Here is a 12,555-nt window from a genome sequence, read left to right on the forward strand (position 1 = left end):
AAGGTTCTCCACGGATCAGGCCGACATCATCTTCTTCCACTGCTGGTACCCGGCGCGCATGCCGGTCTCGGCACTCACATCGGACACCCGCCCGTCTGCGCTGGCCTGCTCGCCGGGCAGGCCGCGGTTGAGCATGATCCACAGGTCTTCACCGGCGTTGGCGCCCTTCTGTACCCGTTCCCAGGCCTCGGAGTCGTCCGGCGTGCCGAAGCCCATCGGGCCCTGGAAGTGTTCATGCAGGCGCAGGCGGTAACGGTTGGCCGCCGCCGGGCCGCCGTCCATGGTGATGACCGAGTGGTGGATTTCGGTCTCGGTCACCGAGATCGGTTGCAGCACCCGGAAAAACGCCATCGAGCAGGCGACGTTGGGGAACAGGTTGAGGTTGAAACCGGTGCCGCCCACCGCACGCACGATGCGGCGCACCTGTTGCTCTTCGATGCCTTCGTCACGCAGCTCGGCCGCAAGCCCTTCGAAGCGCTCGGGGATCGGCTTGTCCAGGTCGGCCTCGAGGTCGACCAGGTCGGGAATCATCACCATCACGCTGTGGCCGTTGCCCAGGTCCTCGACATAGCCGGGGCCCTTGACGAAGTCGAACAGCTCAAGGGTCTGCTCATCCACCGACGACAGAAAGCTCTTGTGCACCAACGGGAAGTGGTAGGCGTCGGTGGTATTTTCCAGCTGGATCTTCCAGTTGCCCGGGAAGCGGAAACGGTGCTCGCCCGGGACCTTGATGCCGTAGCCGGCGCCCTGTTTCATGAACAGGTCCATCCATTTTTTCGCGGCGCCGAGGTAGTCTTCCAGCGGCTCGATGTCGTCCTTGAAAGTAGCGAAGATCATGCCGGCATAACTTTCGGTGCGCAGGCTGACCAGCGGCAGCTCGGCCTTGTCGATGCAGTCGCCGTAGCTTTCCGGGTGCGGAATACCGCGCAGCGAGCCATCGAGCGCATAGCCCCAGCCGTGGTACGGGCAGACGAAGCTGTTGGTCTTGCCTTTCTTGTGTTCACACACGGTGGCGCCACGGTGGCGGCAGCGGTTGAGCAGCACGTGCACGTCTTTCTTGCGGTCACGCACCACGATCACCGGCTGCTTGCCGATATAGGTGGTCTTGTAGCTGCCGTTGTCGGGAATCTCGCTGGCGTGGGCGACCCAGATCCAGGTGCTGTAGAAAATCTTTTCCAGCTCGGCGTCGAACAATTGTGCGTCGGTGTACATCGAGGTGTGGACGCGGTCGGCCTGCACCAGGTCGGCGGGGTCGACGTCAAGGTTTACAGCGGGAATCAGCTTGCTCATGGGAATGTCCTCGTCGGCATCAAGTGCGCTGAATAATCAGCTCGCGCCCAACCCGGGCTTCAACCTTGGTGTAGCGCCACAGCTTGTACGGGCCATCGCCCACCGGCGTTGTGCGAAACAGGTTGCAGGCGGCGTGCACGGTCTCGATGTCCGGCACGTCGGCCAGCAGGTACGTGGTCCACGGGAAGCCATCGGAAGGCCCGACCATGCTCTGGTCGTCATCCATGTTGCCCAGCACCTTGACGCCGGCGAGGTCGTGGATGCCGTTCCACATCGCACTGAACGCTGCCCACACCTGCAATTGTTCATCGCGCGCGGCATCGAAAAAATTCTGGTTGATGCCCATGCAGAACAGCACGCGCAAGGTCTTTTTATCGCTCATTTTATTTCCTCGACGGTTAGAGGTAGCCAGGCAAAGGCTGTTTGCCGAAGAACATGGCTCCGGCGTTTTGATAGGTGATGTCGCCCATGAATGCGTGCTGGGTCACCACTTGGGCGTCGTTGACACAGCGCGCCAGCGGGCTGTCGTTGTACACGCCGCTCATGCCCGAGAGCATCTGCGCGGTACGCGCCACATCGGCGGCGACGCGGGTGGCATGGGTCGACGACAACCGCAGCAGGTTGGTCGCGGCCACGGGCACCGCGTCGCCGGCCAGCACGTAATCCCAGGCGCGGTCGATGGATTCGTAGAAGAACGCCCGCGCGGCACGCAGCTCGGCTTCCGCCCGGGCAATGTCGACCTGGGCCAGGGGCCGATCGGCAATCGCCGGGGCGCCGGTGACCGAGACACGCCCGCTGGCCATGTCAGCCAGGGCATCGAGTGCGGCACGCGCCACGCCGAGGCCAACCACCGAGAGCACCTGGGTAGCGAATGACAGCGACGGGTAGCGGAAGAACGGTTCGTCCAGGTTGGGCAGGCCGCCGCGCACGAAGGTCCACTCCTCGCTGACCCGCACATTGTCGGCGACCAGGTCGTGGCTGCCGGTACCCAGCAGGCCGACGGTGTCCCAGGTTTCGTCAATGCGGATCGCACTGCGCGGCATGACTGCAATGCGCGGCAGGCCGAAGGTGTCGCCGCTTTTCGGGGCGATGCCGACACCGACGATGTCGGAGCCCAGGGAACCGCTGGAGTACTTCCAGCGGCCACTGACCACAAAACCGCCCTCGACCACTTCAGCCGGTTGCGGCGGGAAGATGCCGCCGGCGAACACCACGTCCGGGCCGTTGGCATACACCTTGGCGATGCTCTCAAGTGGCAATGCCGCGAGGTAGACCGGGCTCATGCCGAAACTGGCGACCCAGCCGGCCGAACCGTCGGCCTGGGCAATGCGCTCTATCACCTGGCAGAACTCGGCGGGCGAACATTCCAGGCCACCGAAGCGCTTGGGCACCAGCGCCCGGTAAACGCCGTGCTGTTTGAAGGCCTGGATCACGTCCTGGGAAATGCGACGCTGACGGTCGAACTCACCGGTGCGGGCACGTTCACGCACATCGACCAACAAGGCTTCGAAGGCGGGACCACTGGCAAGCGAGCTCACCGTCTCAACCGCTGGTTTTTTAAGCGAGTGCATAGGATTGACTCCGTTGTCAGGAACGGTATTGGGCTGGGCGGGAAGTCAGCGTCGAGGGGGGACGCGGGACGGAACGAGGGCGATGGATCGGCATAGTGATTACCTTTGTTTTTGTGGGTGCCGTTGGGAGAGAATCTGAGCCCGATTACGTGAATTGTCAATTGATTTATCACCTTGATTAACAGCACTAATCACGTAATAAATAACGGTAAACGCACTGAAAAACTTATCTATGTATTTGTTTTTGTTGGGTTTAAATAAAATTAATAGCCTTGAATTGCTCAAGAAAACTTTTAATTTTATTTATTTTTAATATCACAAAAATCAATGTGGGAGCGGGCTTGCTCGCGAAGGCGGTGGGTCAGGCAAAAATATTCCGCCCGACACACCGCCTTCGCGAGCAAGCCCGCTCCCACACTGCATTCCATGCGATGCTCAGCGTAACGGCGAGAACGGCGCCGGCAGGTACACCGTGGAGTGCATCTGCAACAGCTGCGGCGCGGAGTTTTCCGGCGGCCAGGCGCCTTCGGCCACGGCACGGGTGCGCACTTCAAGGCGCTGCTCCAGCGAGCTGTAGGGCCAGATGTGCAGGTAGCGCGGAATCTTCCCGCTGGTGGCGTAGAACGCTCCATACACCTGGGAATAGTCCGGCCCGGTGCGCCGATCCACGGCCTTGCCCCAACCGCGCAACGTTGGCATCAGCCCGCTGGGCACGAGGTTGTATTCGCGCAACTCATAGAACGGGCCATGAACGCCGGGCGGCAGCGGTTCGACAAAGGCGAAGGCGCTGTAGTCATCCACCTGTTGTTCAAGCAGAAATTCACCAATCGCAAAGCCATCGGACGCCACCAGATAGCGCTGGCGTTCACGTTCACGACACTCGCCATCGTCGAACCCGCGCAGCACCGCGATTCGGTTCTGCGAGCCGATTTCCGATACCCAGCAGCCCATCAAATGCACGCCCTCGCCCGCCTCGCGCAAGCTCTGCTCCAGACGCGGCAAGGCTTGCGGCACGGTGCGTACCCGTAAAGTGAAGGTCAACAGTTCGAAGTGTTTCATGGCAGTCTCCAGCGCTACGCGCACGGCACGACCGCCCTTGGCGGGCAGGCGTGGAAAGAGGAATGACGGGGGTAATCAGCGCGCGTTATCGCTCACTGTGCGGCAGGCTTGGGCACCGGCAGCTCGGCGTCGCTGTTCCATGCCTGCACCGGGCGACTGAACAGGTTTTCGGTCTGGAAATGCGCCATGCGCCACTGCCCGTCTTCCTCGGCAAAGCGCACGCTCAGGCGCGCGGCGTTGAGGTGGGAGGCGCCGCTGGCGAAGGTGGATGTTTGCAACATCACCCAACTGCCGACCACGGCATCGTCCCGCACCTCGATCAGCTCGCTGGTGAGAAAGTGCACGTTAAGAGCAAAGTGCGCCGGGGTTTTCATGTAGCTGGCGAACATCGCGGCAATGGCTGCGCGCCCGCGATAACCGCCGAAGCTCTGGGCGTACTTGGCGCCCTTGCCCTCCCACACCGCATCCTCGGTGAACAGGCCGGCCAGTTCGTCGAGCGGCGTGCGCGCGTCCAGGGCATCACACAGCACCATGTAGCGGTTCATGCAGGCGCGCGCGTTGTCCTGGATTTCAAAACGACGCAGGCGCTGTTCCAGGTCTGCGCGGGGAATGGTTGTGCTCATCTCAGACCTCATGTCCGGCGTACAGGCGTTCAAGCAGGCGACCGGCGATGGCCAGCAGTTGCTCATCCGTGCCCTTGCCCCCTACCAATTGCAGGCCAACCGGCAGGCCCTCGGCACTGGCCAACGGGATGCTCAACGCCGGATGCCCCGACAGGTTGAACGGGCGCACGAAAGCGGTCATGCCCAGCACGGCCTGGGTGTCGGTCGCTTCGGCCAGGGTCAAGGGAAAGTCCGGCATGGTTGGCAGCACCAGCACGTCGACCTGTTGCAGTGCGGCATCGACTTCGGCGCTGAACTGTGCCCGCACCTGCTCGGCCTGCGCCAGTGCCGCAGACGTGGTGTTACCGGCGGCCGCCAGGCGCGCGGCGATGTCGGCGCCCACCTTGCCGGTGTCCAGCAAGTGCCCGCAGGCATCGAAGGTCTCGCGGTTTATCACCACCATGCCGGCCTCATAGGCCGCCTTGAGGCTAGGCAATGTGAGGGTTTCGGAGGGCAGACGGCTGTCGGCGATGGCAGCGTCGATCACGTGCTGTACCGCTGCGCCGGCCTGCACGCTCACAATGCCCAGGCGCGGCGCGGCCGGTGCCGCTACGGGCTGGAAAGTAGGGTCGATCGCCTGCATGGCCGTGACCAGCATCGGCAGGCTCGCGGCAAACGGGCCGACGCAATCAAGGCTGCTGTGCGTCGGCATCACGCCACGGCGGCTGATCCGGCCGAACGTCGGCTTAAAACCGAACACGCCACAACAGCAAGCGGGAATGCGTACCGAGCCGCCCGTGTCCGTGCCCAGGGAAAAATCCGCCAGCCCGGCGGCCACGGCGGCGGCTGAACCGCTGGAGGATCCGCCTGGAATACGCCCGGGGAAACGCGGGTTCGGCGCGGTGCCGACCCAGTGATTGATCCCCGTGGTGCCAAAGGCCAGTTCGTGCAGGCTGGTCTTGCCCACCAGGCGGCAGCCTTTATCCAACAGGGCTTGCACCACCTCGGCATGGGCCGCGGCCGGCGCGGCATCGTCCAGGGCCTGGCTCGATGCACGGGTAGGCAGGCCGGCGATATCGATGGTGTCCTTGACCATTACGGTCGGCCCATCGCCGCCAAGGGAAAGCTGTTCAATCACCAGGGTCATGTCACGTTACCTTCAGTGCGAATTGCGGAATGGGGGCGCCCGATGCGCCCTTTCCTTTTTTCACACTCACCGAATATTACGTGAATTGTCAATTAGATTTCTGAATGTCGGCGTGGATCGCACGGATCAATAACCGTGCCCAATTCACGAGAAAAGTCTATGATTGCTCGCCTCCCTCGACATGAGCACATCATGAGCCCACCAAAAAAACACGCAGGCCGCTACGACCCCGGCAGTGAAGACTTTCATAAAGAAGATTTCCCGTTCTACTGGCTCGCCATGGTGCATGGCCGCTACAGCCAGTACATGGAAAAGGCTCTGAAGAAAATCGGCCTGGACATCTCGCGCTGGCGAGTGCTGTTCATCCTCAAGGAGAACGGCCAGTCGAGTATTTCGGAAATTTCCACCCACGCCATCGCCAAGCTTTCGACCATCACCAAAACGGTGTATCGCATGAAGGAAGACGGCCTGGTGGACACCGCGCCCTGCGAGGACGATGGCCGCGTCACTCAGGTGCGCATCACCGCGCAGGGGCGCGAAGCGATCGAACGCATCCAAGTGGCCACCGGTGATGTGTTCAAGCGCAGTTTCAACGGCATGACCGAAGCGCAGATCCAGCGCCTGAACCGCATGCTCGAAACGGTGTTCAACAACCTCGGCGAACCCTAGGCCAGCCGCGACACAGCCTGTCGCGCATAACCAATTCCCTGGCAGGCTCGCACAAGCAGCCAGGCGTGTATCGGCTTTTAATGCAGAGGTCTTTCGAGCGCCCGACGGGCGCGACGAACCCTTCATTGGAGCGCCGCCATGCACATTGCCTTATTGCCCTCAGTCGTTGCTTTCCTGGACCGCGACCATTCCAACTTCATCGATGGCGCCATGCACACCAGCGCGTCGGCGCAACGCATCGGCATCGTCGACCCCGGTACCGGCGAGACCGTCGCGCAGTTGCGTGACGCCCAGGCCGAGGATGTCAACCTGGCCGTCAACAGCGCCTCCGTCGCCTTCAAGGGCGCCTGGGCAAAGGTCACGCCCTACCAGCGCGGCGTTCTGCTCAACCGCCTGGCCGATCTGATCGAGGCCAACGGCGAAGAGCTGGCGCAACTGGAAACCGTGAGTTCCGGCAAATCGATCAACCTGTCGCGGCATATCGAAGTGGGCCAGAGCGCGGTGTTCCTGCGTTACTTCGCCGGCTGGGCCACCAAAATCGGCGGCCAGACCATGACCCCGTCGTTGCCCTCCATGGACGGCGAGCACTACAGCGCCTACACCCTGCGCGAGCCGGTCGGCGTGGTTGCGGCCATCGTGCCGTGGAACTTCTCGTTGATGATCGGCGTATGGAAGCTCGGCGCCGCGCTGACCACCGGCTGCACCGTCGTGCTCAAACCCAGCGAATACACGCCGCTGTCCCTGCTGCGCCTGGCGGAACTGGCGATCGAGGCCGGGATTCCAGCGGGTGTGATCAACGTGGTCAACGGCCGTGGCCAGGTCGGTCAGCAGTTGATCGCACACCCGCAGGTGCGCAAGGTGTCGTTCACCGGCTCGGTGCCCACCGGCATTGCCGTGGGCAAGGCCGCCATGGGAGCCGACCTGACCCGTGTGACCCTGGAGCTGGGCGGCAAGAACGCCGCCGCGCTGTTGGCCGACGCCAATGTCGATGACGCCGTGGCGCGCTTCGTACAAGCGGCTTATGTGCACCAGGGCCAGGTGTGCGCATCACCCGAGCGCTTGTTCGTGCACCGCTCACTCGTCGAGCAAGTGACACAGAAGATGGCGGCGATGCTGTCGCAGATGATCATCGGTTCACCCCTGGATGAACACGCACAGTTCGGCCCGCTGTCGAACAAGCCGCACTTCGACAAAATCCTTGGTTTTTTCGAGCGCGCCCTGCAAAGCAACCAGGTGGTGTGCGGCGCGCGCGCCGTGGACCGCACCGGTTACTACGTCGAGCCGACGCTGATCGTGGCCACCGGCAAGGACGACCCGCTGCTGCACGAGGAAACCTTCGGCCCGGTGGTGTGCGTGCTGGCGTTCGACGATGAAGAAGAATTGGTCGAGCTGATGAACGACAGCCCGTTCGGCCTCACCGCCAGTATCTGGACCAACGACCTGTCCAAGGCTTTGCGCCTGATCCCGCAAATCGAAGCGGGCACGGTGTGGGTCAACATGCACACCTTCGTCGACCCCAGCGTGCCGTTTGGCGGGATGAAGGCGTCGGGTGTCGGGCGTGAGTTCGGCAGTGCGTTTATCGACGATTACACTGAGCTGAAATCGGTGATTATCCGCTATTGACAAGCAGGCGCTCGCGGGCCGACCGGGTGTTTGCTCTGACGGCACAGAGATCCAGATATGGGAACGAGTACGGCAGACACTAATCGGTCCACCGTACTCTACTGCTGGTTGAACGATCAGAACCTGGTCGAGATCAACACCGCGCTATACACATTGAGCTTGTCATCCCCCAACTGCGCGCCGCCATGATCCGCATCTTTGCGCGGGTCGTAGAGACCCAGCATGGGCGACAGCGTGATAGTGGGTGTCACCGACCAGTCCAGGATCAAATCCAGCTCACGCCCCGAACTGTCAATGGCACCACGGGTACGCTGGTTACGAAAATCATAAGCCAGAACGCTCACCGCGAGTGTCTCGTACGGCTGCGCGCGCCAGTACACTTGCTGGATCGTGGTATTGGCGCCAAAGGGTCCTGCATAGTTGGCGGCAACTTCGCCCTGGAACCAGGTACCGTAACCACGGCTGAAGCCATAGAGAAGAGAGTCCCATTCGACCCCATACTGACTGAAGCGATAGCCCAGTGTCTGCTTGCCCGGCAGATCGGCGAAGGTCCATGCTGCCTCGACATAACCCGCCTTGGCATTACCCCGCCGGGTGTTTTGCACAGCGATTTCCGATGACAGGAACAGCCCAGGTACGCCGGCATTTCCCGTAGCGCGCAAGCTATAGACATCCATGCCATCGCGGTCCGCCTGAATACCGCTTGCGAGCTTCCGATCAACCCCAAGCCCATGCAGATATGTCAGGCCAATCGTTCCCATATCGGCAGTGTATTCAAGGGTGGAAAACGCCATCTCGACTTTCGCCTGAATCGGGTTGTCCGACTTGAACCAGCCGAGCGAGCCATGCAGTCCCTGCTGACCACCGAGCTTCAACCAGAAAGTCTGGTCAAATGCACGGCGCGGCGTGATGTAATAGCCGCCCCCACGATTGTAACGGTTGTCTGCGACGCCCCTGCCCGCGCTGATGCCGTCACCGGCGACGAGAAAACCGTCACCGAGCAGGATCGCCTGCCGGCCGGCGGAAACTTCCACGCCGTCTTTGCCAAGCGCCGGAAAGAGATCAGTCGAGCGCCAGCCGGCAAAGGCCTCTTCCCATTTATCGGTGCGCTCGGTGCCATTGGTAAAACCTGCCGCATCACCATCGCCCCACGTCGCCGACGCGGTGCGGTTCACCGTACCGAACACCGACCCCAGATCATCGCTGGTCAAACTGCCGCTCAAGCCATACTTGATGTAGCCCTCCTGCCAGCTGGAATGCCCCGGTGCGCGATTGCCCCACTGTTGATAATTTTTCTGGCTGTGGAAAACGCCCACGGTAGAGCTCACATCCAGCGACAACGTGCGATCGGGCTCATCGACCAGCACATAGGCCTGCCCGACAGTGCACCAAAGACTCCCCGTGATGCAGACGCAACACCCTATTACATTCGTCAAACCTGGTTTCATGACTTGCGCGCTCCCTGGCGCGCCGCACGGCGGCGCACCGTTATTATTATTGTGTTGACCAAGCCTCTATCACTGAGCGATTGCACCATTGGCAAACATGTCTGCGACGATGAACCAATGACCGTGCTCTTTCTTCCAGACAAACAGGCTCTTCATCTTGAAGGGGGCCTCGTTACCTGCCGGAGTCACGTCCCACGTCACCCAGGTGTAGGCGGACTCATCGTTGAGTTGCACCAAGCGATTGAGATGTATGACGGTGCTCTTGGAGCCCTCCATCAGATGCTGAACCAGGCCGGTAAGCTGCGCTTTGCCCTGATAAAGCTCCGCTACCCCTTCGCCGGTGATCTGGGTCTGCTCGGTGTAGACCTGCTCGACAACTGTCTTGGCGTCTTTTTTCGGCCAACTGGCGACAATGCCGTTCAGCTTGCTCTCAATGATGGCCTGCAACGGTTCGGACGATTGCGCATGTGCGTAGGCAGAGCCGCAGGCCAGAGCAGCCAGAAGCACAAGGGAAGACGACATTTTCTTGTTCATGGAGCACCCGTTTCAAGAATGAATGGATCAGATCGCTGTGGGCCAGTTTCTAAACTGGCACACAGAAATTCTGATGCAGTTGGGCGCCGATTGATTGGACGTGCTGGACAGCATTTTGCAAATTATTGCCAGGTTGCGCTCAAATCGCGGACAACAAAAAGCCGCGAGGATGCGACACTAAAGCAGTCACATCCGCGCGGCTCGCCGCCCCCAGGCTCAGTGCCCGCGACTTCTGTAGGTGCTCGGTGTCAGCCCCGTCTGCTTTTTGAACGTCTTGGAAAAATGCGCCGAGTCGGCAAACCCCCAGTAGCTGGCGATCTCGGTGATCGAGCGATGCGCGCAAACGGGGTCGCGCAGATCCTGCGCCGCCTTCAACAACCGCTCACGCAGAATGTACCGGCAAACACTGTCGCCACTGGCTTCGAACAGCCTGTAGAGCTGGCGGTTGGAAATACCCAACTCTTCAGACAACGACGCCGGCGACAGCCGCGGTGAGTCGAGTCGCTGCTGGATGAGCGATTGCACTTCATGCAATTGCCATCCCGGCGAGTGGTCGCAGGCGCGGTATTCCAGCACTGACTCAAGCAAGGCAACCAATGCTCGCTGCATACCGTCACCATCCTGCGGGCAAGACCACTGCGCCAGCTCGCCTCCAGCAACCTGACGCACCAGCGTGCCAAGCAGTTGACCACAGACCCCCGTAGTCGACAGCTTGCCGAAGCGGGTACGGTCCAGGCCCTTGAACAACTCGCGCGACAAAGGAATCGATACATGGGAAAACAAGCCCTGGGGAGTCATTTTCACGCCCTCGGAAAAGTCGAGCAAGGCGAGGTCACCCGCGCGCAGGTCAATCACCCTGTCCCCCAGCTCAAGGGCCATTGAACCTTGCTGTTGTAACACAAGGAAACACCGACCCGCCGAATCCCGCACGCTTGCCCGACCCGCCTTGGCAATCACATTGGCATTGCTGCGGATGTGGGCAACCGCCGTGCTGCCCATCAGCGTTTGTTTCATATCCCCGATGAAAAGGCTCTGGCAGTGGTCATAGCGCGTTTCGAAACGACCGCAGACCGCATGCACTCTTTCGTTCCATGCCGACAACGCTTGACCATTCATAGATATTCTCCCGGGGAGACGCTCCAAATTAGTGCGCTTTTCACGTGATTAAGGTAACAAAAAAGTCTACTTTTAGTGACCAAGCACAGAGCGCGCCAACTCGTGGAAAAATCCACTGGATGGCTATGATTTTGTCTGCTGCCGCCAAGCCTTTGTGCAAGGGCGCCAGCCCATATAGTTTGCAGCCCGAGCCCGATAGCCTGTGGTATCAACCACGCGCTGCGGAATCCAACACATCATGACCCTGGTATTGAGTATTCAAAACAAGATCGCCTTGCTGGCAAGCGTCTGCCTGGCCGCAGTGCTGGCACTGGTTGTGGGGCTGTCCCTTGAGCAACGCCAAACCAGTGAGGATTTAATGCTCGGCGCGTCGGGCCAGCTGTTGCTCACGGCCGCCCAAGGCAACCTGCAGGCCGAAGGTCAATCTCAGGCCCTGACCATCCAACAGGGATTCAGCCAAACGTACGCGTTTGGTCAAGGCCTCAGTCGTCAGGTGATGCACCTGCGTGATAGCGCCGACAAGAGCCCGGCGGCCTCCCGCGCACTGAGAAAGGACTTGGCCCAGGTACTGCAAAAGGCACTTACCGAACGCCCCGAGTTGCTGGGCCTGTTCGTTGCCTTCGAACCCGACGCCTTGGATGGTCACGATACGGAATTCAAAGGCCAGTCAACGCTGGCCAGCAACGACAGCGGGCGCTTCTCGATGTACTGGCTGCGGCCCTCGCCCGGCAAGCTGGAAATGATCCCGGGCGATGAAAAACTCTTGGCCGATACCTCGCCAGGCCCCAGTGGCGCGCCGTTCAACACCTTCTTCACCTGCGCCCGCGACCACGCCAAAGCCTGCTTGCTTGATCCCTACATCGATACTTCAAGCGCGCCGGCGCGGCTGGTCACCACGATTGCCATACCGATGATTGAAAACGGTAAAGTCGTGGCTGTGCTGGGCCTGGACATCAGCCTGGAGACCTTGCAACGGAATGCTCAAAAAGCCAGCGCCAGTATCTATGACGGCCAGGGCGGCATTTCGATTGTGAGCGCGGCGGGCGTAATTGCCGGTGACAGCCTTCATCCGGAGCAACTGGGCAAGCAGTTGCAATCGATAATTCCCGCACAGGCGGCCGATGTGCTCAAGGCTATGCGCGAAGCACAGGTGCGGCCCCTGGAAAATGATCAACGAATCAGCGTGATCGTGCCGATCCGGCCGTTTGCCGATGCAACACCGTGGGGCGTGGTCGTCACCGTCGCAAAAGACGTCTTGGCCGCCCCGGTGGTCAACTTGAAGGACCAGATGCACAAGCAGCGCGTCAGAAGCCTGCTGCTTGAACTCGCCCTGGGCATTGCGGCGGCGCTACTGGGGGGCGCAATGATGTGGCTGACGGCCCGCAGCGTCACCCGTCCCCTGCTGCGCGTGGCACGACTGCTGGAGGATATCGCCGATGGCGAAGGCGATCTCACACGGCGCTTGGCGTACCCGGCTAGGGACGAACTGGGCCGAG

Annotated in this window: 11 protein-coding genes and 1 pseudogene; 3 read left to right on the forward strand and 9 right to left on the reverse strand. The window is 61.1% G+C overall.

Annotation, left to right across the window (positions count from 1 at the left end; genetic code table 11):
* Positions 1 to 15 precede the first annotated feature (15 nt).
* The 6 genes from HU731_RS27000 to HU731_RS27025 all read right to left on the reverse strand — a co-directional run bounded on the left by HU731_RS27000 (position 16) and on the right by HU731_RS27025 (position 5,669).
* Entirely contained in the window at positions 16 to 1,290 is a 1,275-nt protein-coding gene (locus HU731_RS27000) for an aromatic ring-hydroxylating oxygenase subunit alpha (RefSeq protein ID WP_003232694.1), read from the reverse strand.
* A 19-nt stretch (positions 1,291 to 1,309) separates the two neighbouring features.
* Entirely contained in the window at positions 1,310 to 1,672 is a 363-nt protein-coding gene (locus HU731_RS27005; RefSeq protein WP_003232696.1) for a hypothetical protein, read from the reverse strand.
* A 16-nt stretch (positions 1,673 to 1,688) separates the two neighbouring features.
* On the reverse strand, positions 1,689 to 2,861 hold the full coding sequence (gene iacA, locus HU731_RS27010) for an indole-3-acetate monooxygenase (protein ID WP_003232698.1): 1,173 nt from the start codon (positions 2,859 to 2,861) through the stop codon (positions 1,689 to 1,691).
* A gap of 435 nt (positions 2,862 to 3,296) precedes the next feature.
* Entirely contained in the window at positions 3,297 to 3,920 is a 624-nt protein-coding gene (locus HU731_RS27015) for an NIPSNAP family protein (RefSeq protein WP_003232700.1), read from the reverse strand.
* 92 nt (positions 3,921 to 4,012) lie between these two features.
* Entirely contained in the window at positions 4,013 to 4,543 is a 531-nt protein-coding gene (locus tag HU731_RS27020; RefSeq protein ID WP_003232702.1) for a nuclear transport factor 2 family protein, read from the reverse strand.
* A 1-nt stretch (position 4,544) separates the two neighbouring features.
* Positions 4,545 to 5,669, reverse strand: coding sequence for an amidase (locus HU731_RS27025; RefSeq protein ID WP_003232705.1), 1,125 nt, complete (start codon positions 5,667 to 5,669; stop codon positions 4,545 to 4,547).
* A gap of 192 nt (positions 5,670 to 5,861) precedes the next feature.
* Between HU731_RS27025 and HU731_RS27030 the strand changes: the two genes are divergently transcribed.
* Positions 5,862 to 6,338, forward strand: a complete 477-nt coding sequence (locus HU731_RS27030; RefSeq protein WP_003232707.1) for a MarR family winged helix-turn-helix transcriptional regulator — start codon at positions 5,862 to 5,864, stop codon at positions 6,336 to 6,338.
* A gap of 138 nt (positions 6,339 to 6,476) precedes the next feature.
* On the forward strand, positions 6,477 to 7,961 hold the full coding sequence (locus tag HU731_RS27035) for an aldehyde dehydrogenase family protein (RefSeq protein WP_186606221.1): 1,485 nt from the start codon (positions 6,477 to 6,479) through the stop codon (positions 7,959 to 7,961).
* Between the two features lie 116 nt (positions 7,962 to 8,077).
* On the opposite strand, the gene HU731_RS27040 is transcribed toward HU731_RS27035, so the two are convergent.
* From HU731_RS27040 to feaR, 3 genes are all read right to left on the reverse strand, one after another.
* Positions 8,078 to 9,409 (reverse strand): alginate export family protein, encoded by a 1,332-nt coding sequence (locus tag HU731_RS27040; RefSeq protein WP_032870201.1) that lies wholly within the window; start codon positions 9,407 to 9,409, stop codon positions 8,078 to 8,080.
* 69 nt (positions 9,410 to 9,478) lie between these two features.
* Positions 9,479 to 9,943: a DUF4440 domain-containing protein gene (locus HU731_RS27045; protein ID WP_032870204.1), complete on the reverse strand. Its 465-nt coding sequence runs from the start codon at positions 9,941 to 9,943 to the stop codon at positions 9,479 to 9,481.
* 216 nt (positions 9,944 to 10,159) lie between these two features.
* Positions 10,160 to 11,059, reverse strand: coding sequence for a transcriptional regulator FeaR (gene feaR, locus HU731_RS27050; protein WP_032870207.1), 900 nt, complete (start codon positions 11,057 to 11,059; stop codon positions 10,160 to 10,162).
* A 496-nt stretch (positions 11,060 to 11,555) separates the two neighbouring features.
* Here feaR and HU731_RS29060 point away from each other — a divergent pair.
* Positions 11,556 to 12,533 (forward strand): annotated as a pseudogene (locus tag HU731_RS29060) (PDC sensor domain-containing protein); the annotation flags it as partial.
* Between the last annotated feature and the right edge of the window lie 22 nt (positions 12,534 to 12,555).

Source organism: Pseudomonas salmasensis, assembly GCF_014268375.2.
GTDB classification, from domain to species: domain Bacteria; phylum Pseudomonadota; class Gammaproteobacteria; order Pseudomonadales; family Pseudomonadaceae; genus Aquipseudomonas; species Aquipseudomonas salmasensis.